23 protein-coding genes are annotated in these 23,631 nt (G+C 65.2%); 13 read left to right on the forward strand and 10 right to left on the reverse strand.

Annotation, left to right across the window (positions count from 1 at the left end; genetic code table 11):
* Positions 1–48: 48 nt before the first annotated feature.
* Entirely contained in the window at positions 49–1,638 is a 1,590-nt protein-coding gene (locus tag ABID59_RS24060) for a gamma-glutamyltransferase family protein (protein WP_148753313.1), read from the forward strand.
* Here the strand turns inward: ABID59_RS24060 and ABID59_RS24065 are convergent.
* Genes ABID59_RS24065 through ABID59_RS24080 form a run of 4 tightly spaced genes read right to left on the reverse strand, consistent with a single transcriptional unit; the run spans position 1,635 to position 5,099 of the window.
* Positions 1,635–2,921: an NAD(P)/FAD-dependent oxidoreductase gene (locus ABID59_RS24065; protein ID WP_354085027.1), complete on the reverse strand. Its 1,287-nt coding sequence runs from the start codon at positions 2,919–2,921 to the stop codon at positions 1,635–1,637. The two genes, ABID59_RS24060 and ABID59_RS24065, sit on opposite strands and share 4 nt — an antisense overlap.
* Before the next feature lie 12 nt (positions 2,922–2,933).
* Complete coding sequence (locus ABID59_RS24070; protein WP_148753311.1) at positions 2,934–3,665, reverse strand: amino acid ABC transporter ATP-binding protein; 732 nt, start codon at positions 3,663–3,665, stop codon at positions 2,934–2,936.
* Positions 3,662–4,315: an amino acid ABC transporter permease gene (locus ABID59_RS24075; protein WP_148753310.1), complete on the reverse strand. Its 654-nt coding sequence runs from the start codon at positions 4,313–4,315 to the stop codon at positions 3,662–3,664. The genes ABID59_RS24070 and ABID59_RS24075 overlap by 4 nt, the downstream gene beginning before the upstream one ends.
* A gap of 25 nt (positions 4,316–4,340) precedes the next feature.
* Positions 4,341–5,099 (reverse strand): ABC transporter substrate-binding protein, encoded by a 759-nt coding sequence (locus tag ABID59_RS24080; protein ID WP_148753309.1) that lies wholly within the window; start codon positions 5,097–5,099, stop codon positions 4,341–4,343.
* Between the two features lie 180 nt (positions 5,100–5,279).
* Between ABID59_RS24080 and ABID59_RS24085 the strand changes: the two genes are divergently transcribed.
* Complete coding sequence (locus ABID59_RS24085) at positions 5,280–5,918, forward strand: helix-turn-helix domain-containing protein (protein WP_354085028.1); 639 nt, start codon at positions 5,280–5,282, stop codon at positions 5,916–5,918.
* Between the two features lie 159 nt (positions 5,919–6,077).
* On the opposite strand, the gene ABID59_RS24090 is transcribed toward ABID59_RS24085, so the two are convergent.
* Both ABID59_RS24090 and aptA read right to left on the reverse strand, forming a co-directional pair.
* Positions 6,078–7,343, reverse strand: a complete 1,266-nt coding sequence (locus ABID59_RS24090) for a D-amino acid dehydrogenase (RefSeq protein WP_354085029.1) — start codon at positions 7,341–7,343, stop codon at positions 6,078–6,080.
* A gap of 71 nt (positions 7,344–7,414) precedes the next feature.
* Complete coding sequence (gene aptA, locus ABID59_RS24095; protein WP_354085030.1) at positions 7,415–8,743, reverse strand: omega-aminotransferase AptA; 1,329 nt, start codon at positions 8,741–8,743, stop codon at positions 7,415–7,417.
* A 148-nt stretch (positions 8,744–8,891) separates the two neighbouring features.
* Here aptA and ABID59_RS24100 point away from each other — a divergent pair, with 148 nt between their 5' ends.
* Entirely contained in the window at positions 8,892–9,440 is a 549-nt protein-coding gene (locus ABID59_RS24100) for a cupin domain-containing protein (RefSeq protein ID WP_148753305.1), read from the forward strand.
* 27 nt (positions 9,441–9,467) lie between these two features.
* Here ABID59_RS24100 and ABID59_RS24105 read toward each other — a convergent pair whose 3' ends face one another.
* From ABID59_RS24105 to ABID59_RS24115, 3 genes are read right to left on the reverse strand one after another with little or no spacing between them, the layout of a single operon-like run.
* Positions 9,468–11,723 (reverse strand): xanthine dehydrogenase family protein molybdopterin-binding subunit, encoded by a 2,256-nt coding sequence (locus ABID59_RS24105; protein ID WP_354085031.1) that lies wholly within the window; start codon positions 11,721–11,723, stop codon positions 9,468–9,470.
* A complete protein-coding gene (locus ABID59_RS24110; protein WP_354085032.1) occupies positions 11,716–12,771 on the reverse strand; it encodes an FAD binding domain-containing protein in 1,056 nt (351 codons plus the stop codon). Before ABID59_RS24110 ends, ABID59_RS24105 begins: the two co-directional genes overlap by 8 nt.
* Positions 12,768–13,265 (reverse strand): (2Fe-2S)-binding protein, encoded by a 498-nt coding sequence (locus ABID59_RS24115; protein ID WP_148753302.1) that lies wholly within the window; start codon positions 13,263–13,265, stop codon positions 12,768–12,770. The genes ABID59_RS24110 and ABID59_RS24115 overlap by 4 nt, the downstream gene beginning before the upstream one ends.
* Positions 13,266–13,508: 243 nt before the next feature.
* Between ABID59_RS24115 and ABID59_RS24120 the strand changes: the two genes are divergently transcribed.
* Positions 13,509–14,147, forward strand: coding sequence for a TetR/AcrR family transcriptional regulator (locus ABID59_RS24120; protein ID WP_187435091.1), 639 nt, complete (start codon positions 13,509–13,511; stop codon positions 14,145–14,147).
* 65 nt (positions 14,148–14,212) lie between these two features.
* Entirely contained in the window at positions 14,213–14,620 is a 408-nt protein-coding gene (locus tag ABID59_RS24125; protein WP_354085033.1) for a DUF4864 domain-containing protein, read from the forward strand.
* On the opposite strand, the gene ABID59_RS24130 is transcribed toward ABID59_RS24125, so the two are convergent.
* Positions 14,617–15,882, reverse strand: a complete 1,266-nt coding sequence (locus ABID59_RS24130) for an MFS transporter (RefSeq protein WP_354085034.1) — start codon at positions 15,880–15,882, stop codon at positions 14,617–14,619. The genes ABID59_RS24125 and ABID59_RS24130 overlap by 4 nt on opposite strands.
* 148 nt (positions 15,883–16,030) lie before the next feature.
* Between ABID59_RS24130 and ABID59_RS24135 the strand changes: the two genes are divergently transcribed.
* From ABID59_RS24135 to ABID59_RS24170, 8 genes are all read left to right on the forward strand, one after another.
* A complete protein-coding gene (locus tag ABID59_RS24135; RefSeq protein WP_354085035.1) occupies positions 16,031–16,477 on the forward strand; it encodes a hypothetical protein in 447 nt (148 codons plus the stop codon).
* A gap of 78 nt (positions 16,478–16,555) precedes the next feature.
* Complete coding sequence (locus tag ABID59_RS24140) at positions 16,556–16,840, forward strand: hypothetical protein (RefSeq protein ID WP_354085036.1); 285 nt, start codon at positions 16,556–16,558, stop codon at positions 16,838–16,840.
* Between the two features lie 9 nt (positions 16,841–16,849).
* Positions 16,850–18,274: a TolC family protein gene (locus ABID59_RS24145; RefSeq protein ID WP_354085037.1), complete on the forward strand. Its 1,425-nt coding sequence runs from the start codon at positions 16,850–16,852 to the stop codon at positions 18,272–18,274.
* Positions 18,275–18,287: 13 nt separating this feature from the next.
* Positions 18,288–19,619, forward strand: coding sequence for a copper oxidase (locus tag ABID59_RS24150; RefSeq protein ID WP_354085038.1), 1,332 nt, complete (start codon positions 18,288–18,290; stop codon positions 19,617–19,619).
* A gap of 32 nt (positions 19,620–19,651) precedes the next feature.
* Positions 19,652–20,107, forward strand: coding sequence for a cupredoxin domain-containing protein (locus tag ABID59_RS24155; protein ID WP_354085039.1), 456 nt, complete (start codon positions 19,652–19,654; stop codon positions 20,105–20,107).
* 17 nt (positions 20,108–20,124) lie between these two features.
* Complete coding sequence (locus ABID59_RS24160; RefSeq protein ID WP_354085040.1) at positions 20,125–20,424, forward strand: copper-binding protein; 300 nt, start codon at positions 20,125–20,127, stop codon at positions 20,422–20,424.
* 289 nt (positions 20,425–20,713) lie between these two features.
* Positions 20,714–22,855 (forward strand): flagellar biosynthesis protein FlhA, encoded by a 2,142-nt coding sequence (gene flhA / locus ABID59_RS24165; protein WP_354085041.1) that lies wholly within the window; start codon positions 20,714–20,716, stop codon positions 22,853–22,855.
* Positions 22,856–23,149: 294 nt separating this feature from the next.
* Positions 23,150–23,350, forward strand: a complete 201-nt coding sequence (locus ABID59_RS24170; RefSeq protein WP_148753290.1) for a hypothetical protein — start codon at positions 23,150–23,152, stop codon at positions 23,348–23,350.
* Positions 23,351–23,631: the final 281 nt, after the last annotated feature.

Below are 23,631 nucleotides of genomic sequence, written 5' to 3' on the forward strand. Positions count from 1 at the left end.
ATTGTCAGCGCGCGCGAAGCAACGATAACCGAAGACACAAAACGACTCATGCCTCATCAGTTCAGCCTCAACCAAACCGTCCGCAAACCCGCCGTCACCTCCAAGGGCGGCATTGTCGCCTCGCAATCGCGGCGGGCGGCCGAGGTGGGAGCGCAGGTGCTGGCAGCGGGCGGCGACTGCGTCGACGCGATCGTGGCGACCACCTTTGCGCTGAATGTTCTGGAGCCCTGGAACAGCGGCATCGGCGGCGGGGGCGCGATGGTGCTCTACCGCGCCAAGGAAAATCGCTACGAGGTGATCGACTATGGCATGTGCGCACCGCAAAGCCTGCGTGCGGCCGATTATCCCATCACCGGAGAACGCGCCGCTTCCGACCTGTTTCCGTGGCCGCGGGTGAAGGACGACCGCAACGTTCACGGCCCCGGCGCGATCGCCGTGCCAGGTGTCGTCGCCGGCATGGAGGAGGCGCACCGTCGACACGCCCGGATGACGTGGAAAGACCTGGTCGCTCCGGCTGCGGCGCTCGCCGGCGAGGGCCTGCTGGCCGACTGGTGGACCGCGCTGACGATCGCGGGCTCGGCGGCAGATCTTCGGCGCTATCCCGCGAGCGCGGCAATGTTTTTGCAGGACGGCCTGCCCCCGAGCCCGCCCTGGAGCATCGAGGCTGAGATCCGGCTACCGCAGGACAATTTGAAGGCGACGCTGTTGCACCTCGCCGAAGCCGGACCGCGCGACTTCTATCAGGGCGATCTCGCCAAGAGCATCGCGTCCGACATCAGGGCCGATGGCGGCTCGCTGTCGGTCGAGGACCTCGCCGCGTTCCGCGCACATCTGCGCGAGCCGCTGGCGATCCCCTATCGCCGCGGCAAGGTGTATGCGACCCCCGAGCTCACGGCCGGGCCGACCATGGCGCATGCGTTGCGCCTGCTGCAGCAAGGTCTGAAGCCGGCCGGCACGCCAGATGCGGCCGCCTATGTCGAATATGCGCTCGCCTTGCAGGCAGCCTATCGCGAGCGGCTCAAGGACATGGGCGATGCCGACGGCAAGCGCGCGCTCGGCGCCGAATATCTGGCGCCGGCCTGCACCACGCATTTCTCCGTGGTGGACCGAGACGGCAACATTGCCGCGGTGACGCAGACGCTGCTCTCGTCCTTTGGCTCGAAATATGTGACGCCGCACACCGGTATTCCCATGAACAACGGGATCATGTGGTTCGATCCGACGCCTGCTACCACCAACTCGCTCGCCCCCGGCAAGCGCTGCCTCACCAACTACACACCTGTTATTGCCGAGACCAAGGACGGCAAGCGCCTCGCAGTTGGCGCTTCCGGCGGCCGCCGCATCCTGCCTTCGGTGATGCAGCTCGTGTCCTTTGCGATGGATTTCGACATGGACCTCGATGCCGCCATCCATCAGCCCCGCATCGATTGTAGCGAAGGCGCGCTCGTGCTCGGCGACACGCGGCTGCCTGCGGATGTACGCAAGGCGCTTGCCGCACGCTTCGACTACAAGGAAGCGCCGGTGCAGACCCTGCCGATGAAGTTCGCCTGCCCGAGCGTTGTGATGCGCGACGGCGACATCAATTCCGGCGCAGTCGAGATCTTCCAGCCCTGGGCCGACGCGGTGGCGGAAAGCTAGATCCCCAGCCGGTCGCGCACGCGGCCCGTGATCACCGCAGTCGTCACCCCGACCGGCCAGAACGCGTGCATCGGGATCGGCTTGATACCGGTGACGGGCATATCGATCTCAGCTTTGGCTCCGCCGATCAAACGGCGTGCGAGCTGCGCGCCCATCGCGGTCGAGAGCGCGACGCCGCGACCGTTGCAGCCGAGCGAGATCAGGATGTGCTCCGCCGGCTCATGCACATGCGGATAATGGTCCTTGGTGATCGCGAGCCGGCTGTTCCAGCCGTGGGTCCAGGCCACGCCCTTGAGCTGTGGCCAGAGCCGCTCGGCGTAGCGGACGAGATAGGCGACGTCGTTCGGCGAATTGATCCAGCGCATCGGTCCGCGGCCGCCCATCAAGAGGCGGTTCTGCTGATCGATGCGGTAATACACCGTGATGTGGCCGCTCTCGTAGAGGACGGGACGCGTCGGCATGATCGAGCGCGCGACATCGTCCGAAAGGGGCGCGGTGGCTGCGATCGAAGAGAATACCGGCACGATGGTGCGGCGGAGTGCGGGCCAGAGATCGTCAGTGAAACCGTTTGTGGCGAGCAATATGTTATCAGCATGCACGACCGCGCGCGGCGTCTCGATGCGCCAGCGGCTGCCGTCGCGCCGGAGTGATAGCGCCGGCGTCTCGCCATAAACCTTCGCGCCGGCGGAGATCGCGGCGCGCGCGAGGCCTCGGGCGTAGCTGAGCGGATGCAGGTCGCCACCGCGGGTGTCGAGCATGGCGCCGATGTAGCGATCCGTGCCGGTCATCTCGCGCAGCTGCTCGCGGTTCAGATACGACACCGGCATGCCGCGGCGGATGCATTGCTGTGCGGTCTTCTCGATCGCGGCGGCGCTGGCCTCATTATAGGCCGCGCGCAGCGTGCCGTTCTGCCGCGCCTCGCAGGGGATCTGGTAGCGCCGGATCAAATCGTGCGTGAAGTTCGTCGTGCCATAGGCAAACTCGATCATGCGGCGGCCAAGCTCCGCGCCGAAATCCGCCTCGATCTGATCGGGATCGTGCTTCAATCCCGGATTGGTGTGGCCGCCATTGTTGCCCGACGCGCCCCAACCCGGCTCCTGCGCCTCCAGCACCAGCGCCCCGACCCCCTGCTCCGCCAGATGCAGCGCCGTGGACTGCCCCGTATAGCCGCCGCCGACGATCGCGACGGAGACGGTCTTGTCCGCGTCGAGCGGCGGCGTGGCCACCGGCGCGACAGCGGTGTCCGCATAGAGCGAGGGCGGCAGAGGCAGGCGCGTAGTCATGGCGAAATCCGGTCAGAGCGGATGCAGGACGCGGCGCAAAAAGTCCTGCGTGCGCGAATGCTGGGGTTGGTTCAGCAGTGTTTTGGCCGGCCCCTGCTCGACGATGACGCCGCCATCGATGAACAGCACGCGATCGGCGACGTCGCGGGCAAAGCCCATCTCGTGGGTAACGACGACCATGGTCATGCCGTCGTCGGCGAGCTTGCGCATCACACCGAGGACGTCGCCGACGAGCTCCGGATCGAGCGCCGAGGTCGGCTCGTCGAACAGGATCGCCTTCGGCTGCATCGCCAGGGCCCGCGCAATCGCGACGCGCTGCTGCTGGCCGCCGGAAAGCTGCGGCGGATGCGCGTCGGCTTTCTCGGCCAGGCCCACTTGCGCAAGCAGTGCGCGGCCGCGCTCGAGCACCTGGACACGCGGCTCCCTCTTCACGAAGAGTGGCCCCTCGACAACGTTTTCGAGCACCGTCCGATGCGGGAACAGGTTGAAGCGCTGGAACACCATCGAGACCTGGGTGCGGACTTTCACGATCGAGGCCGCATCGCGGTCGACCTTCAGGCCCTCGATGTTGATCTCACCACGATCGTAGCTTTCAAGTCCGTTGATACAGCGCAAAATGGTGGACTTGCCCGAACCTGAGGGACCGATGATGCAGACCACCTCGCCCTTCTCAACGTTCGCGGTGATGCCCTTGAGCACCTCGTTCTGGCCAAAGCTCTTGTGGACGTCGGTGAGCTCGATCATTTCTTGCCCGCCCGCTTCTCGAAGTGGCGAACCAGCAGGATCAGCGGAATGCTCATGGTGAGGTACATCAGCGCCACCATCGTGAACACGTTGGTGTTCTTGAAGGTTGATGACGCAATCAGCTTGCCCTGAAGCGCGAGCTCGGCGACCGTGATGGTCGACGCCTGCGAGGAATCCTTCAGCATCATGATCATGACGTTGCCGTAAGGTGGCAGCACGATGCGCACTGCCTGCGGCAGCACCACGCGGCGCATGGTCACCCACCAGCCCATCCCGATCGACTGCGCCGCCTCGATCTGTCCCTTGTCGATCGCCTCGATGCCGGCGCGGAAGTTTTCGGCCTGATAGGCCGAATAAGCGATGCCGAGCCCGAGGATCGCGGCCTGCAACGCGCTGAGCGTGACGCCGAGATCGGGCATCACGAAGTAGAGATAGAACAGCAGCACGATGATCGGGATGCCGCGGATCACGTTGATCAGGCTGGCGCTGAGCATCGACAGCACCTTGATGCCGGAGACCCGCATCATCGCCCAGATCAGGCCGAGCACCGTCGAGAGCAGCAGCGAGCCGATGGTGACGACGATCGTCAGCGCGACGCCGCTCATCAGGATCGGGAAGAACTCGACGGCGTCGTGCCAGAAGCCTCTCATCGGGCAACCTTCGATGGACCTTTCATCAGCCCTGTGCCTTCAGGCCCCATTTACCGAGAATCTTGTCGATGGTGCCGTTGGCCTTCAGCTTCGCCAGCGACGCGTTGATCTTGCCGAGCAGCGCGGCTTCGCCCTTGCGCACGCCGATGCCGACCGAGCCGACGGTAACGGGCTTGTAGCCGTCGACGAGACGCACCTCGGGGAAGCCGCCCTGCTTCAAATTGTAAGCGAGGATCGGATAATCGGCGTAGCCGGCCTTGAGGCGCCCGGTGTTCACGTCGCGCAGGATGTCGGGGATGGTGTCGTAGGCCTTGACGTCGGCGAACAGGCCGGACTTCTTCAGCGCGTCGACGAAGGCGGTGCCGACCTGGGCGCCGACCGTCTCGCCCTTCAGATCGTCCTGTGTGGCATAGGCCTTGGTGTCGGCCTTCGGCACCACCAGGCCTTCGCCATAGGTGTAGATCGGGTCGGAGAAGTCGACGACCTCCTTGCGCGGCGCGGTGATGAACATCGCAGCCGCGATGATGTCGATCTTGCTCGAGGTCAGCGACGGGATCAGCGCCGAGAACTGCATCGGCTCGATCTGCACGCTGAGGCCGGCATCCTTGCCGATCTCGGTGATGAGATCGACCATGATGCCCTGGATGGTGTTGGTCTTGGTGTCGAGGAAGGTGAAGGGAATGCCCGTCGGCGTCGAGCCGACCTTCAGCACCTGCTGCGCCGAAGCCGGCGCGATGGCCGCAAGTGCGAGCGCCGCGACCGCGGCCAGACCAAAACGCTTCATCGCATCCCCCTTTGGGCCGGGCCGATGCGGCGCTCGCAAATGCCGTCATCGCAGACATTGCGGGCCGAGCCGTTTCGGCCTATTTTCACTAATATGAAAATTGGGCCACACTTTCGCCCGCGATGCAAGCGGTTTTCATGCACATGAAGGAAGCGGTTTGACGTGAGCGGTGGCAAAAGAATGCGCAAACCGGCCGCCGCAAAGCCGGTGAAGAAGGCCAAGGCTATCGCGAAGCCCGCGGAGCCTGCAATGGACGTTGCTGTCGGTCGCCGCATTCGCGATCTCAGGCGCATCAGGCAATTCTCGCTGGAGACGGTCGCCGCGCGCACGGATCTGTCAATCGGCTTCCTCAGCCAGATCGAGCGCGGCCTGTCGTCGCCGTCGCTGCGCGTGCTGGCCACGCTCGCCGACGTGCTCGGCGTCGGCATCGCCGCGCTGTTCGGCGCAAGCCCGAGCGCCGACGGCACATCCGATCAGGTGGTGACGCGCGGATCGCAGCGGCCCGAACTCAAACTCTGGCGCACCGGCGTCTCAAAACAATTGCTGAGCCCTGCGAGTGCCGACAACAAGCTCAATCTGTTCCTGGTGCATCTGGAGCCCGGCGGCTCTACCGGCGACGAGCTCTACACCCATGACGGCGAAGAGGCCGGCCTGGTGCTCGAAGGCGAGATGATGCTGACGGTGGACAGCGAGACGTGGTCGCTGAAGACAGGCGACAGCTTTCGGTTCGCGAGCCGCCGGCCGCACCGGTTTTCCAATCCGGCGCGGGATGCGAAGGCCGTGGTGCTGTGGGTGAATTGCGTAACGGGCGCAGGGTAGCTCCGTGCTCACTACCACCGCGCACGGAGAAGATAAGAAGAACCGCAGCGTCTCCACATCGTCATTGCGAGCGAAGCGAAGCAATCCAGAGTCTTTCCGCGGAGGCAGTCTGGATTGCTTCGTCGCAAGAGCTCCTCGCAATGACGAGGGGATAGAGTCTTATCCAAACCTGTGCTGATACCGGTCCACCGTCAGCGTACTCACATCCACCTCCGGCTTCTTGCCCGACAACATGTCCGCGAGCACGCGCCCGGAGCCGCAGGACATGGTCCAGCCGAGCGTGCCGTGGCCGGTGTTGAGATGGAGATTGCTGTAACGCGTCGGGCCGATCACGGGCGGGCCGTCCGGCGTCATCGGACGCAGGCCGCTCCAGAACGTCGCCTTGGAGAGATCGCCGCCGCGCGGGAACAGATCGGTCAGGGAGTGATCGAGCGTGGCGCGCCGCGCATCATAGAGCTTGGTCGAGAAGCCGGAGATCTCGGCGGTGCCGCCGACGCGGATGCGATTGCCGAGGCGCGTGATCGCGACCTTGTAGCTCTCGTCCATCACGGTCGATTCCGGCGCGCCGGAGGCGTCCTTGATCGGCACCGTGATCGAATAGCCCTTCACCGGATAGACCGGCAGCGAAATGCCGAGCGGCGCAACGAGCCGCGACGACCAGCTTCCGAGCGCAAGGACGTAAGCGTCGGCCTGCAGCATCCCGGCGCTGGTCGCGACACCGCTGAGGCGCGTGCCATCGGTGACGATCCGATCAATGCCGGTATTGAACATGAATCGCACGCCGAGCGCTTCGGCATGCTTGGCCAGCGCCTGCGTGAACATGTGGCAGTCGCCGGTCTCGTCCTGCGGCAGACGAAGCCCGCCGGCGAACTTTTCCTTGACGCCGGCAAGCGCCGGCTCGACCGCGATGCAGCCCTCGCGGCTCAGCACTTCGTAAGGCACGCCATATTGCTTGAGCACGGCGATGTCTTCGCCGGTGCCGTCGAGCTGCGCCTGGTAGCGGAACAGCTGCAGCGTGCCCCGCGTGCGCTCGTCATATTGAATGCCGATGTCGCGGCGCAGATCGCGCAGGCAGTCGCGGCTGTATTCCGCGATCGGGATCATCCGGCTCTTGTTGACCGCATAGCGCGCGCTGGTGCAGTTGCGCAGCATCTTGAGCAGCCAGACCCACATCACTGGGTCGAGCTTCGGCCGGACCACCAGCGGGCCGTGCTTCATCAGAAGCCATTTGACCGCCTTCACCGGCACGCCGGGGCCGGCCCACGGCGAGGAATAGCCGGGCGACACTTCGCCGGCATTGGCAAAAGAGGTCTCCAGCGCCGGTTCGGGCTGACGGTCGACGACCGTCACCTCGTGACCGGCACGCGCGAGGTAGTAGGCAGAGGTGACACCGATGACACCGCTGCCGAGGATCAGAACTTTCACGCTTCGTCAAACTCCCGCGGCATCACGTTCGCCGCTGCAAGAAGAAACTCCGTGAACCGCGGGAGCAATTATCAGGCCACCCGCTTGATGGCATCGCCCAGGATCGACACGATGTCGTCGATATGGCTCTTCTCGACGATGAGCGGCGGCGACAGCGCGAAGGAGTCGCCGCTCATGCGGAAGTAGAGCCCGCGATTGAAGCAGTCGACCATGACGTCGTAGCCGCGCGCACCGACCGTTCCGTCACGCGACGACAGCTCGACCGCGCCCATCAGGCCGCAATTGCGGATGTCGACGACATTCGGCAGGCCTTTGAGCGAGTGCAGCGCATCGCGCCAATATTCGGCGATCGACGCACCGCGCGTGAGCAGGCCCTCGTCCTTGTAGATGTCGAGCGTGGCGATACCCGCGGCACAGGCGGTCGGATGCGCGGAATAAGTGTAGCCGTGGAACAGCTCCATCTGGTTCTCCGGACCGACCATCATGCCATCGTGAATCTTGCGGCTGGCGAACACCGCGCCGCAGGGGATGGTGCCGTTGGTGATGCCCTTCGCCGTCGTCATCATATCAGGCGTGACGCCGAAGAAGTCGGCGGCGAACGGCGTGCCGAGGCGGCCGAAGCCGGTGATGACTTCGTCGAAGATCAGGAGGATGCCGTGCTTGTCGCAGATCGCGCGCAGGCGCTGCAGATAGCCCTTCGGCGGCGGCAGCACCGCGGTCGAACCCGGCACCGGCTCGACGATGACGGCCGCGATGGTCTCGGCACCATGCAAGGCCACCAGACGCTCGAGATCATCAGCAAGCTCCGCGCCGTGCTCCGGCTGGTCCTTGGCGAAGGCGTTACGGCCGAGATCGTGGGTGTGGCGGATGTGATCGACGCCAGGCAGCAGCGTGGCGAAGGCGCGGCGGTTGGCGACCATGCCGCCCACCGACGTGCCGCCGAAGCCGACGCCGTGATAACCGCGCTCGCGGCCGATCAGGCGGGTGCGGCTCGACTGGCCGTTGGCGCGATGATAGGCGAGCGCGATCTTCAGCGCGGTGTCGACCGATTCAGAGCCGGAGTTGGTGAAGAAGATGCGATCGAGGCCCGTGGGCGCGATCTCGGCGAGGCGCTCGGCGAAGTCGAACGCCAGCGGATGGCCCATCTGGAATGACGGCGCGAAGTCCAGCGTCATCAGCTGCCGCTCGACCGCGGCGGCGATCTGCTTGCGACCGTGGCCGGCATTGACGCACCAGAGGCCGGCGGAGCCGTCGATCACCTTGCGGCCGTCGACGGTGGTGTAATGCATGCCCTCGGCCGAGGAGAACAGGCGCGGCGCCTTCTTGAACTGACGGTTGGCCGTGAACGGCATCCAGAACGAGTCGGTCTTGATAGTGTTCGGAATCTGATGAAGGGTCACGGGCCACGCTCCTTTGCTGACGGCACAGCAGAGGCACGGCTTCCAAAGCGCAACAAGTCCTTTTCTGGTGATCTGCAAGCCATTGATTCCACTGGGGCTGCCGGTCCATATTTGCGCGATCCGCAACACCTGCAACAGGGATTTGGGCATGAGCGTCGACATCGGTGGACGGCTGCGATTCATCCGGGCGCGCCACAAGCTGTCGCAGCGGGAGCTCGCCAAGCGCGCCGGCGTCACCAATTCGACGATTTCGCTGATCGAATCCAACCAGATGAACCCGTCGGTCGGCGCGCTCAAGCGCATCCTCGACGGCATCCCGATGGGGCTCGCCGAGTTCTTCGCGCTGGAGCCGGAGAGCCGTCGCAAGATCTTCTACCGCTCGGAAGAGCTGACCGAGGTCGGTAAGAAGCCGATCTCGTATCGGCAAGTCGGCGACAATCTGTTCGGCCGCAGCCTGCAGATATTGAAGGAGCGCTACGAGCCCGGTAGCGATACCGGGCGCGTGCATCTTGTTCACGACGGCGAGGAAGGCGGCATCGTGATTTCGGGCAAGCTCGAAGTAACTGTTGAGGATGAACGCCGCATCCTCAATCCGGGCGATGCCTATTATTTCGAGAGCCGCCGTCCGCATCGCTTCCGCTGCGTCGGCGGCAAGCCGTGCGAAGTGATCTCGGCCTGCACGCCGCCGACGTTTTGAGCCGGCGGCAGGCCGAAAGCCTCAAAGCTACGTCAGCAGCTCCTCGATCCGGATCGGGAAGCGGCGCACCCGCACGCCGGTCGCATGCCAGACCGCGTTCGCCACGGCGCCGGCGCTGCCGGTGATGCCGATCTCGCCGACGCCCTTGATGCCGAGCGCATTGACGTGCGGATCGTGCTCGTCGACCGTGATCACATCGAGCGGCGGCACATCGGCATTCACCGGGATGTGGTACTCGCCGAGATTGGCGTTCATGATCCTTCCGCTACGGCGGTCGGTGATGGCCTCTTCGTGCAGCGCAAAGGACATGCCCCAGATCATGCCGCCGAACAGCTGGCTCTTCACCAGATGCGGATTGACGATGCGCCCCGCGGCGAAGGCGCCGACCATGCGGGTGACGCGGATCTGCCCGAGCTCGGGATCGACCTTCACCTCCGCGAACACCGCGCCATGGGCATGCATCGCATACTCCTCCATCGCCGCCGGATTCGGCGCACCTGTGCCGCGGGCCTCGACCTCGGCGACGCCGGCACGGGCCAGGATCTCGGTGTAGCTCTCGCTGCGGTTCTCGTCGTCGCGCCGGATCAACCGGCCGTCGCGCGCGATCACGCCGGCATTGCCGGCGCCAAACAGCGGCGAGCGCTCGTCCTTGGTGGCGAGGTCGGCAAGCTTGGCGATCACGGCCGCGCCGGCGCTGTGGATCGCCGCACCGGCGGTTGCAGTGTGCGCCGAGCCTCCGGCGATGCCGGCATCGGGCAGATCTGATGTCCCCGCCTTGAACTCGACGCGGTCGATATCGAGCCCGACGGCGTCGGCTGCGATCTGGGCCAGCGCCGTCCAGGCGCCCTGCCCCATGTCATGCGCGCCGATCTCCATCGCGCCGGTGCCGTCACGGCGGATCGCCGCGCGCGCCTCGGCCTGGAACATCAGCGCCGGGAAGGTCGCCGTGCCCATGCCCCAGCCGACCAGCAGGCCGGCATCGTCGCGCGTCTGGCGCGCCTGCAGCGAGCGCTTCGACCAGCCGAAGCGCGCCGCGCCCTGATCGTAGCAGGCGCGCAGCGCTTTGGACGAGAACGGCTTGCCGGTGATCGGCTCGACCTCGGCGTAGTTCTTCAGCCGGAAGGCCAGCGGATCCATACTGCAAGCCCAGGCCATCTCGTCGATCGCGCTTTCCAGCGCAATCGATCCCGTCGCCTCGCCCGGCGCACGCATGAACAATGGCGTGCCGGTATTGACGCGCACAGCATCGTGCGAGGTGCGGATCGCAGGCGCGGCGTAGAGCGTATGCGACGCGTCGGCGGCCGGTTCGTAGAAATCATCGAACGTGCTCGACACGGTGCGCGCATGGTGGTCGAGCGCAGTCAGGCGCCCCTCGCCGTCGGCGCCGATGCGCAAGCGCTGACGTGTCGGCGCACGATGGCCGACCGGGCCATACATCTGCTCACGGCGCAGCACGAGCTTGACCGGCCTGCCGACCAGTTTTGCGGCCATCAGACCGAGCACGGGAGGACCGGCCATGAGCCCCTTGGAGCCAAAGCCGCCACCGAGGAACGGGCTGCGGATATGGATCTTGTCATGCGCGATGCCGAACAGTTCGGCGACGCGCGCCAGCGACAACATGAGACCTTGGGTGGGCATGTCGATCTGCACACTGTCATCATCCCAGCTAGCAACGATCGCATGCGGCTCCATGGCGTTGTGGTATTGCGGCGGCGTCTCGTAGACGACGTCGATTTGCTTCTCGGCCGATGCGAGGCCTGCCTCGACATCGCCACGATGATTTTCCGCGGGATTGCCGACGCCAACGACAGGCGGCACAAAACTCTCGCCGGCATCGAGGCCGACGAGGGCGGGCAGCGTCTCATAGCACGGCGCCAGCAGCACCGCGCCTTCGGTCGCCGCCTCGAGCGTCTCGGCGATCACGACGGCGATGGGCTGGTTGGCGTAGCGGACCTCGTTGCTCTGCAGCACCTCCATCCGGAACACGAATGGATTGGTCTTGATCTCCGGATCGATCGCGAGCTGCGGCTTGTGGTCAGGCGTCATGACGTCGACGACGCCGGGATGACGCTTGGCGGCAGCGACATCGAGCGAGGTCACGCGGCCATGTGCGATGCTGGAAACCGCCATCACCGCAAACAGCATGCCGGGCGGATGATTGTCGGCGGCGTAGGTCGCCTGCCCCTTGACCTTGAGCACGCCGTCGCGGCGGGTCAGCGGCTGACCGATGCTCGAGCCGTGGCGAAGATGGGCGGGAGCGCTGGTGAGATTGAGCTCAGGCATGGATGGCTCCAGAGGTCGAGGCAAAGGGAGAAGCCGGCAGCGCGGAGATACGCGCGGGCGTGCCGGCAGCGGCAAGGGTCAGCGCGCGCACGACGATGCGGCGCGCGAGCTCGATCTTGTAGGCGTTGTCGCCGGACGGCTTTGCGTCGGCGAGTGCGCGCCATGCGGCGTCCTGGAAAGCATCTGCCGTTGGTGCGACGCCCCTCAGCACATCCTCCGCGGCGCGGGTACGCCAGGGCTTTGCGGCGACGCCGCCAAGCGCAAGTCGCGCCTCCGCGATCTTGCCATTCTCGATCCGTAGCGCCGCAGCAGCCGAGACGACGGCAAACGCGTAGGACGTGCGCTCGCGAACCTTAAGATAGCGCGCATGCGCTGCAAAACCAGGCGCCGCGGGCGGCAGACGCACCGCGACGATGAGGTCGCCGGGCTCAAGCGCTGATTCACGCTCGGGCGTATGGCCGGGCAGGCGATGCAATTCGTCGAGCGCGATCTCGCGACGACCGTTCCTGCCTTCGATCTCGACGATGGCGTCGAGCGCCACCAGCGGCACGCAGAAGTCGGACGGATGCGTGGCGATACAGCTTTCACTCCAGCCGAGCACGGCGTGCGTGCGGTTCTCGCCCTCGCGGGCGTCGCAGCCCGAGCCGGCCTCGCGCTTGTTGCAGCGGCTGGCGGTGTCGTAGAAATATGCGCAACGGGTCCGCTGCAGCAGATTGCCGCCCACAGTCGCGGCATTGCGCAATTGCGCCGACGCGCCGGAGAGCAGCGCTTCCACGACGGCCGGATAGGATTTTGCAAATTCTGCATCATGCGCGAGATCGGCATTGCTCACCAACGCGCCGATGCGCACGCTTCCATCCGCGAGACGCTCGATCTGATCGAGACCATCGAGATGCGTGACGTCGACCAACCGATCCGGACGGCTGACACCGCCCTTCATCAGGTCGAGCAGATTGGTGCCGGCGGCGAGATAGGTCGCGCCCGGCTGGGCGGCGGCGGCAACGGCTTCAGCGACGGTGGCAGGCCTGACATAATCGAACTGCTTCATGCGGAGCGCCTCTGGTTGGATTCGTCGGCACCGGCCTGCGCCTCGAGCACGGCATCGACGATGCCGGCATAGGCGCCGCAGCGGCAGAGATTGCCGCTCATGCATTCGCGGATGCGCTCGGGATCGTTGCCGGCCTGGGCTTCCTGCATCATGCCGATGGCGCTCATGATCTGGCCGGGCGTGCAGAAGCCGCACTGGAATCCGTCATGGGCGATGAAGGCCGCCTGGACCGGATGAAGCTGATCGCCGCGCGCAACGCCCTCGATGGTGAGGATGTCGGCGCCGTCATGGCTAATGGCGAGCGCGAGGCAGGAATTGATGCGCTTGCCGTCGACCAGAATAGTGCAGGCACCGCACTGGCCGCGGTCGCATCCTTTCTTGGTTCCGGTCAGATGGAGGCGCTCACGCAGGAGATCGAGCAGCGTGACGCGCGGATCGTCGAGGACGAAATCGCGCCGCGCACCGTTCACGGTGAGGCTGATGGAGTGGTTCATACAAGGCTCCGATCAGATATGGACATGGCTCATCGCCCGGCGCGCCACCGCCGTGGCCGCCGTCGATATCGCGCCGCCCCGGACGTGGGTCAGGACTGGCACCTCAGCGAAGATACGGAGGCAGCCTCCGCTTAACAAGGGTCACTGGAAAATATTTGGAATTCGTCAAAAGCCCGTGCGCAGACAACGCGGTGCAGCTAGCCAAGGGTTCAATCTAACCAATTCGTGATCTACATTGCCGGCATGGACGACCACACCGACCGGACCCGCAAGCCCCGCGCCGATGCCGTGCGCAATCGCGAACTCGTGCTCGAGGCAGCCAAGGTCGTGTTCAACGCGGGCGGCCCGGAGGCGAGCCTGGAGGCCGTGGCCAAACGCGCAGGCGTCGGCATCGGCACGCTCTACCGGCATTTCCCGACGCGCGAGGATCTGTTCGAGGCGGTGTACCGGCGCGAGGTCGAGCAGCTCAGCGAGTTCGCCGAGCAGTTGAAGAACGCCAAGGATCCGGTCGATGCGCTCAGGCGCTGGCTGCGTTCAGGTGTCGAATTCGTCGCCACCAAGAAAGGCATGGTGGCGGCCCTGGCGCTCGCGGTGCAGAGCGGGTCCGAGCTGCACGCCTTCTCGTTCGACCGGCTGACGAAGGCGACCGGCTCGCTGCTCGACCGCGCAGTCGCGGCCGGCGAGATGCGTGCCGACATCAGTCCCGAGGACTTGCTGCGCGCGTTCTTCGGCATGTGCTACATCCACGACCAGCCCGGCTGGCAGTCAACCGCACTGCGGCTCCTCGACGTGTTCGTCGATGGTCTTCGCGTGCAGCCCGTCGCAAAGCCAAAGGCGCACACCACCAAGCGCGCGAAGCCGGCCGCGAAACCGAAGCGATAGCGCGTCCGTAGTTGCCAAGGTCGTGCTACGATCAGCATAGCCGGGATTTCAACGCGGAGCCTGCCATGCGCATTGCCGCCGTGCTCGTTGTTCTTAGTATTGCTTGCAGTTCCATCTCCGCACGTGCCGACGACATCGCGACAGCGCAAGGCGTGATCCGAGCGCAGGAACAAGCCTTGAGCCATGACGACGCAGCGGCCGCCTATTCCTACGCCGCGCCGACGATCCGGGAGATCTTCCCCGCGCCCGACATCTTCATGTCCATGGTGCAGAACGGCTACGCGCCGGTCTATCGTCACAAGAGCTTTGAGTTCGGCGAGAGCAAGATCGAAGGCAGCTCCGTCGCCCAGCGGGTTCACATCATCGATGCCAACGGCGAAGCCTGGGAAGCGCTCTACACGCTCGAGCAGCAGGCGGACGGAGGTTACAAGATCACCGGCTGCTCCCTGCTGAAGGCAGGACAGGCGGTCTAGGTCGCAAATCCCGGTCCGCGCCTCGCCACATTCATCCGCGAGCGGATCAACAGCATCAGCACGATTCCGACATTGAGGGCATTCCACGCCACGCCGTTGGCGAACGCAGCCGCGTAGGAGCCGGTGGCATCGAAGATGACGCCGGACACCCAGCCACCAAAGGACATGCCGAACACGGAGGCGAAGATGACGATGCCGACGCGGGTCGCGGCTTCACTGGCCGGCATCGCCTCGCGCACGATGATGGCATAGCTCGGCACGATGCCGCCCTGGAACAGGCCGAACATCGCGGAGATCAGGTAGAGCGAGGCGAGGCTATCGAAGAACAGGTAGAACACCAGCGCAAAACCCTGCGCCAGTGCTCCGATCAGCAATGTCGGAATGCCGCCGATCTTGTCCGCAAGATAGCCGGAGCCGATGCGGCTGACGATGCCGCAGGCCATCATCAGCGACAGCATCTCGGCGCCGCGCGCCACGCCGTAACCAAGATCGCCGCAATAGGCGACGATATGCACCTGCGGCATCGCCATGGCGACGCAGCAGGAGATGCTGGCGATCGAGAGCAGCACCGTCAGCGTGTTGGTCGAGAGCCTGGGGTCGACCCGCGGCGGCGGCGCATTGGCGTGATTGCGGACCTTGTCGTCGCCCATCTGCGCGCGCAGGACCAGCACCAGGATCGACATCAAGCTAACGCAGACCAGGGCGATACCGACATGAGTGGTGCGCCAGCCGATCCTCTCGATGCCCGAGCTGATGAGCGGCGGCCAGATCGTGCCGGCGACGTAATTGCCGCTCGCGACGATGGTCACGGCCAGCCCGCGATAGCGCTCGAACCAGTGCGAGGCCTCCGCCATCAGCGGCGCGAAGGTCGCTGACGTGCCGAGGCCGATCAGGAAATAGGCGGCGACGAACTGCCAGAGCTGGGTCGAGAGCCCCGCCAGTGTATTGGCGACGCCGAGGAAGGCGATGCTGATCGCCATGGCCGGCACGATGCCGAACTTGTCGGTGATCTTGCCGGCGATCACGCCGCCGAGCCCGAAGCCGAACATCATCAGTGTGAAGGCCAGCGACACCGCGCCGCGCGTGGCGGCGAACTCGGCCTGCACGACGGGAATCACCACGACGACCGCCCACATGCCGACGCCGCCGATCGAGCCGATCAGCAGTGCGAGCAAGAGCCGCACCCAGGCCTGACGGGAGTCAGGGCTGAATGAGGCCGGTTTCTGTCCTGGGTGATTTGGTGCGTGCACGGCGCGGAACATGTTCGCGGATCGCCTCGCGGTCAAGCATCGTGCCGCGATAATGGGCATGCGCGGTGCACTGCGGTAAGAAGGAGCTTGGCGAAATCGCGCTTTGCCATTAGTTTGCAATCTGCGTGTGCAACAATGCCGCGCGGAGCATGCTGTCGGAATGTTGTTGCAATTGACGCGATCGATGCGGATCAGGGTGGGGCGCTTCATTGCGCTGGCCTATCTGTTCTGCGTGCTCGCGCCGGCGGCAAGCCTCGCCTGGGGCAGTGGTCCAACACCATGCCTTGGCGACGAAGCCCCGCTCGCCGACCTTGTGGCCGTGCATCATCAGATGCCGGCCAGCCACATGCATGGCGACGTGACGCGTGACCACGCGGCGATGCATGCGCATCACCAGGCCGCCGCGCAGGACACGCCTGCCCCGCATCATCATGACGGCAAGGGCAAGGCTGGCCCGTGCTGCGCCATGATGTGCATCAGCGCGTTACCGGCCGATCTCCCGAGCTTCGCAAAGCCGCTTCAGCCGGTTTCCAGCTGCGCGCCCGAGATCGTGGCCAGCCTGCACAGCGCAGCGCCGCCCCGGCTCTATCGCCCTCCCATCATCTGATCTGATTCCACGACATCAGGCCGGGCGCGCAATCCGCGCGCGCGAACCTGTGGTCTCCAGACAGATCAGGGATAAATCATGCTTACGCTTCTCGGGGCGAGGTCGGCCGCCGCATCTGCGGTGCGTCGAGGTCACTTTCGATTCAATTGGCCGCTGCTGGCCGCGGCCACATTGGCGTTGTCCGGCTGCATGCCGGCGACAACGTCCGTGACCGGCGCGGATCCGGCCGATCCCGCGGCAAAGGCAGCGCGCGTCGACTATCGCTCGACAGTTGCGCCTTACACGAGCCTGCGGCCTGCAGCGCCTGCGCCATGGCGCGAGCGCAACGACGCTGTCACTCCGCAGCCGAAGCAGGACCGGTAGGAGCGCGCCATGGCACAGTATTTTGCACGGAGCCTGCTCGTTCTCGGCGCGCTCGGCCTCTCCGGCTGTGCCGCGTTCTCGCCCGACAGCGGCATGAGCGCGGTCTCGGAGCTGACGAGCCAGACCATCAGGAAGGACATCGCCTTCGTGCGGACGGCCGAGGGAGCCGGTGCGGTCGACGCGCGCGTTCGCCAGTTGCTGTCGCGGACGCTGACCGAAGAGACCGCCGTGCAGGTCGCGCTGCTCAACAACAAGGGGCTGCAGGCCGCCTATAACGAGCTGGCGCTGGCCGAGACCGATCTGGTCGAGCAGAGCCTGCCGTCCAATCCGGTGTTCTCGGTCTCGCGCATCTCGGGCAATGGCGCCAGCGAGATCGAGCGTCAGGTCGTCGGCGACATCCTGGCGTTGGCCACGCTGCCGTTCCGATCGGACATCGCGCGCGCGCGCTTTCGTCAGGCGCAATTGCGTGCGGCGCTGGCCACACTTCGGCTCGCCGCCGATGTGCGGCGCGCTTACGTTCGCGCAGTCGCCGGAAACGAGATGGTGGTCCTGCTGACCGACGCGAAGGCGACCGCGGAATCGACCGCGCAGCTCGCTGTCAAGCTCGGCGAAACCGGCTCGGTCAACAAGCTCGACCAGGCCCTCGAACAGGTGTTTTACGCCGAGACCACCGCCGACCTCGCCACCGCACGCCAGGCGGCGACGAGCGCGCGCGAAAGGCTGGCACGGCTGATGGGGCTGTGGGACGACGGCCTCGATTTCCGTCTGCCCAACCAACTGCCGCCGCTGCCGCGCCGGCCGCAGGCTTTGCCCTCGATCGAGGCCAACGCGGTGGCCCATCGCATCGACCTGCAGATCGCGCGGCTGGATCTGACGGCGCTGGCGAAGTCGTTGAACCTCACCGAGGCGACCCGCTTCGTCACGCTGCTCGATCTCGCTGGCATCTCCCGCCGGACTCAGGATCCGGAAGGCGCCCCGTTCCGCGAGCGCGGCTTCGACGTGCAGTTCCAGATCCCGATCTTCGATGGCGGCGAGGTCCGTGTGCGGCAGGCCGCGGAAACCTACAATCTCGCCTTCAACCGCCTCACCGAGCGTGCCGTGAACGTCCGCTCGGAGGCGCGCGACGCTTACCGTGTCTATCGCTCCTCCTACGACATCGCTAGTCACTACCAGCGCGAGATCATCCCGCTGCGAAAGATCATCACCGAGGAGATGCAGTTGCGCTTCTCCAGCATGCAGGTCGACATCTTCGCGCTCCTGACCGAAGCACGCCAGCGGCTCGCTTCGCTGCGCGGCGCGATCGAGGCCAGGCAAAACTTCTTCATCGCCCAGTCCGAGTTGCAGACCGCCGTCAATGGCGGCGGCGCGCCTGTTTCCGGCGGCGACAATCCAACCAATATCGCCGCGGCAGCACCTGCCGATGGCGGCCACTGACATGGAGGCCAGCATGTTTTCCCGCCGAGGATTTTTGGGCACCGCCGCGCTCGTGGGCGCATCAGCCGTCAGCGGCCGCGTCCAAGCCGCATCGATTCCGGAAGCAGCCCATATGGACAAGGCGGTGATGCAGCCGCCGTTGCATCCCATTGGCGGTCCCGACTATCGCCCCGTCGTCACGCTCAACGGCTGGACACTGCCGTTCCGCATCAACGGCGACTGGAAGGAATTCCATCTGGTCGCCGAGCCCGTAGTGCGCGAATTCGCCGAGGGCATGAAGGTCAATCTGTGGGGCTACAACGGCCAGTCGCCGGGGCCGACCATCGAGGCAGTCGAGGGCGACAAGGTCCGCATCTTCGTCACCAACCGCCTTCCCGAATACACCACCGTGCATTGGCACGGCATGATCATCCCGAGCGGCATGGACGGCGTCGGCGGACTGACCCAGCCGCATATCGAGCCGGGAAAGACCTTCGTCTACGAGTTCGAGATGAAGAAGAGCGGGACCTTCATGTACCACCCGCATTCCGACGAGATGGTGCAGATGGCGATGGGCATGATGGGCATGGTTGTCGTGCATCCGCGCGACCCAAACTTCCGCCCCGTCGACCGCGACTTCGTTTTCGTGATGAGCACCTATCGCGTCGATCCCGGCACATATCTGCCGCGGGTCAACGAGATGACTGATTTCAACATGTGGACCTGGAATGCGCGGGTGTTTCCGGGCATCGATCCGCTGCCGGTCAGGCTCGGCGACAAGGTGCGCGTGCGCATCGGCAATCTCAGCATGACCAATCACCCGATCCATCTGCATGGCCACAGCTTTGCCGTGACCTGCACCGACGGCGGCTGGATTCCCGAGAGCGCGCAATATCCGGAGACGACGACCGACGTGCCGGTCGGTGCGGTGCGCGTATTCGACGTCCTTGCCGACAATCCCGGCGACTGGGCGTTTCACTGCCACAAGTCGCACCACACCATGAATGCGATGGGACACGACATGCGCAACATGATCGGCGTGTCGCGCAAGGATCTCGCCAGGGCCGTCGGCAAGCTTGCGCCCGACGCCATGGTGATGGGCCAGTCCGGCATGGCGATGGGCAACATGGAGATGCCGGCGCCTGACAACACGCTGCCGATGATGAGCGGCACCGGCCAGTTCGGCCCGATCGAGATGGGCGGCATGTTTACGGTGATGAAGATCCGCGAGGACCTCGCGCGCGACGATTATCGCGATCCCGGCCCCTATCAATTCCCGCAAGGCACCGTCGCCTACGAGGTCGCCTCGCCGGCGGCGGAGCCGGCGCGGCAGCCAGCCATGCCGGCGCACAAGATGAAGATGTGAGCGTTTCGATGAACCACCAACTGGAGACCACAATGAAGAAGACGATCAAACTCGCCTTGACGCTGCTCGCGCTGTCGATCGCACCCGCGTTCGCGCACGAGGGTCACGACCATCACGGCTTCTCGGCCGGCGAGCCCGGCGATCCCGGGAAGCCGGCGCGCACCATCGAGATCGCGTTGAGCGAAATGTCCTACGAGCCGTCGAGCATCACAGTCAAGCGCGGCGAGCAGATCCGTTTCGTACTGCGTAATGTCGGCAGGGAGGACCACGAATTCCTGCTCGCCACCACCAAGGAGAACCTCGCACATGCCGAGGTGATGAAGAAGCACCCGCACATGGAGCATGATGACCCGAACGGGGTGCGGCTTGCGCCGAACAAGACGGCCGAGATCGTCTGGAAGTTCACCAAAGCCGGCACCTTCGAATTTTCCTGCCTGATCCCCGACCATCGCGACTACGGCATGGTCGGCCACGTCACCGTGAAATGAGGACAATGGAGAGAGCCATGAAGCCGATCATCCGCGCCACCGCAGCATTCGCACTGACGCTGGGCCTGACCGCGAGCGCGCTGGCGCAGGCCGCTTCCATCAACGGTGAGGTCAAGAAGATCGACGAAACCGCCGGCAAGATCACGCTCAAGCACGGCCCCGCCAAAGGCCTCGGCATGGACGAGCCCATGACCATGGTCTACCGCGTTAGGGATCCCGCCATGCTCAAGCAGGTCAAGGTCGGCGACAAGGTGTCATTCGAAGCCGAGGAGGCCGCGTCGGGTTACACGGTGACGAAGATGGAGAAGGCGAAGTAGGGCGATCTCCTTCATGGTCATTCCGGGGCGCGCCTCTTGGCGGACCCGGAATGATGACCTGATAGTCCCGAAACACCCCCACCCCGCACTCCTGCCGCACGCTCCGTTAACCCTTTGCTAACCATACACCCGGCAAGAATTGCCCAGTGGAGTCGAGTGTCGTCAGCCGCGTAGAACGGGAGCTCCCGTGGACGCCAGTGCGGTGCCTCACTTTCGGAACGGCGGCCCATCGGCCGCCGCGCAGACGTTTGGGGCGCGCGGACGGCAGTCGCGCGGGGGAGCAGCTACCATGGTCGACGTCACCGCGGGACAGGGCGTAGGTAACGCCAAGCCCGGCATCCCCTCCCTTTCCGAGATCGTCACCATCCTCAAGCGCGGCGACATCGCGCTCGCGCTCGGCGTCCTCACCATCCTTGTGGTGCTGATCCTGCCGCTGCCGGCGATCGTTCTCGACCTGTTCCTGGCGATCTCGATCACGCTGTCGATCCTGATCCTGATGACCTCGCTGTTCATCCAGGCGCCGCTGGAATTCTCCGCCTTCCCGACCATCCTGCTGATCTCGACCATGCTGCGGCTGTCGCTCAACATGGCCTCGACCCGCCTGATCCTGTCGCATGGGCACGAGGGCACGGATGCCGCCGGTCACGTCATCGAAGCTTTCGGCAGCTTCGTGATGGGCGGCAATTTCGTCATCGGCATCATCGTCTTCGCCATCCTGATCATCGTCAACTTCGTCGTCATCACCAAGGGTTCGGGCCGTATCGCCGAAGTCGCCGCCCGCTTCCACCTCGACGCCATGCCCGGCAAGCAGATGGCGATCGACGCCGACCTGTCCGCCGGACTGATCGACGAGAAGGTCGCCAAGGAGCGCCGCAAGGCGCTGGAGGATGAGAGCGGGTTCTTCGGCGCCATGGACGGTGCCTCGAAGTTCGTCCGCGGCGACGCCATCGCCGGCCTCCTGATCGTCTTCATCAACGTCGTCGGCGGCATGATTATCGGCGTGGCGCAGCAGGGCCTGTCCTTTGCCGACGCCGGCCGCAGCTACACGCTGCTGACCGTCGGTGACGGTCTCGTCACCCAGGTCCCGGCGCTGATCGTCTCGACCGCGGCGGGCCTGCTCGTCTCCAAGGCCGGCGTCTCGGGTGCGGCCGACAAGGCGCTGATGAAGCAGTTCTCCGGCTATCCGCAGGCGCTCGCGATGTCCTCGGCGGTCATGCTGGTGCTGGCCGCGCTGCCGGGCATTCCGACCATCCCCTTCTTCCTGCTCGGCGCCGGCGCCGGTGCGCTGGCCTGGTCGGCGCGTAACCGCAACCGTGCGACCGCCAACGCCGAGGCTGCCGCAAGGGCCGCACCCGCGGCCGGGACGCCCGGTGCCCCCGGCACCTCGGCGGCCGAGGAGCCGATCTCGGCGGCGCTCAAGATCGACGACCTCAAGATCGAGCTCGGCTATGCGCTCTTGCCGCTGGTCAACGGCCCCGACGGCACCGACCGCCTCACCGAGCAGATCAAGGCGCTGCGCCGCTCGCTCGCGATCGAGATGGGTTTCGTGATGCCCGCGGTGCGAATCCTCGACAACGTTCAGCTCGAAGCCAACACCTACATCATCAAGATCAAGGAGGTCGACGCCGGCACCGGCAAGATCTGGCCGAACCAGTTCATGGTCATGGACCCCGGCGGCAGCCAGGTGCAGGTGCCCGGCATCCACACCACCGAGCCGACCTTCGGCCTGCCCGCGACCTGGGTCGACGCCAGCCTCAAGGAGGAGGCCTCGCTCAAGGGCTACACCGTCGTCGACGCCGCGACCGTGCTCTCGACCCATCTCACCGAGCTGCTCAAGGCCAACATGTCGGACCTGCTGTCCTATGGCGAGGTGCAGAAGCTGCTCAAGGAGCTGCCGAAGGAGCAGAGCGAGCTGGTCAAGGACATCGTGCCCGGACAGGTCACGGTCTCCGGTATCCAGCGCGTGCTCCAGCTGCTGCTCGCCGAGCGCATCTCGATCCGCGACCTCTCGACCATCCTCGAAGGCATCGCCGACTCGCTCGCCTTCTCGCGCAATCCCGCGACCATGGTCGAGCATGTCCGCGCTCGCCTCGCGCGGCAGATTTGCGCGCAGAATACGTCCTACAACGGCTATCTGCCGCTGATCGCGCTGTCGGCACGGTGGGAGCAGGCTTTTGCCGAATCCATCGTCGGCCAGGGCGAAGAGCGCAGCCTCGCGATGCAGCCCTCCAAGCTGTCCGAGTTCATGACCGGCGTGCGCGAGGCCTTCGAGCGAGCCGCCCGCGAAGGCGAGGCGCCGGTGCTGGTGACCTCCGCGGCAATTCGACCTTTCGTCCGCTCCCTGGTCGAGCGGTTCCGGGCCCAGACGACCGTGTTGTCGCAGGCCGAAATCCACCCGAGAGCGAGGCTGAAAACGGTCGGAAGCATCTGATTTGCCTTAAGAAGCCGTGTGTTTTTCAGTCACAGGCAAATGGTTTTTTAGTTTCTGGCACCTTGTCGACCAACTGCTGGCAAAGCGCCTTCCAGGCATATTACAGCTTTGAAATAATTGCGAAATCTGGCGATCAAGATCCGCCCTTGATCGCGATCGTTCACGTCGTATCACGCTCTTGTGATAGCCCCTTGGGAACGAATCCGCCCAATACTAGGTTGTTGGGCACCGGAAGCATGAACCTGCCTAACAAGGGTGGCGACTACTTCGGGTAGATGGCGGCAGGAGCCTTCCATGAACCACTCGATTTACAGCGCAGATCGCTCGACACATCTGAAGATCGTGGTCGTGGCCCTCGTCGCCGGGATCGCGGTGGCAGGGTTCGGCATCACTGCACGCACCGGTTCGGACGACGGATTAACCCAGACCGCCCGCGTCATCAAGGCCGGCAAGCCGGTTGCGATCACCAGCTCGAACGCATCGGTCGTTCGCTAAGGAGATTTGAGTTTCAGGAATTCACGCGGCTCTTTACCAGCCCCCCAAAGTCGCCACGTGGATATGTAGACGACCCCAACCCCAAGTCGACTACAGAAAGCGCCCGCCCCCCACGGGCGCTTTCTCATGTCCGGGGTACCTCGTCATCGTGAGCGCCACTCGCTCCTCTCTTGTCCCGGACGCGCCGCAACGCCTCTTAGCGTTGCTGCGCAGAGCCGGGACCCAGGAAGCCACACGGCTTGCTGCTGCATGGGCCCCGGCTCTGCAGCGCACCGCTGAAG

The sequence above is a fragment of the Bradyrhizobium sp. S3.3.6 genome (assembly GCF_040546905.1).
GTDB classification, from domain to species: domain Bacteria; phylum Pseudomonadota; class Alphaproteobacteria; order Rhizobiales; family Xanthobacteraceae; genus Bradyrhizobium; species Bradyrhizobium cytisi.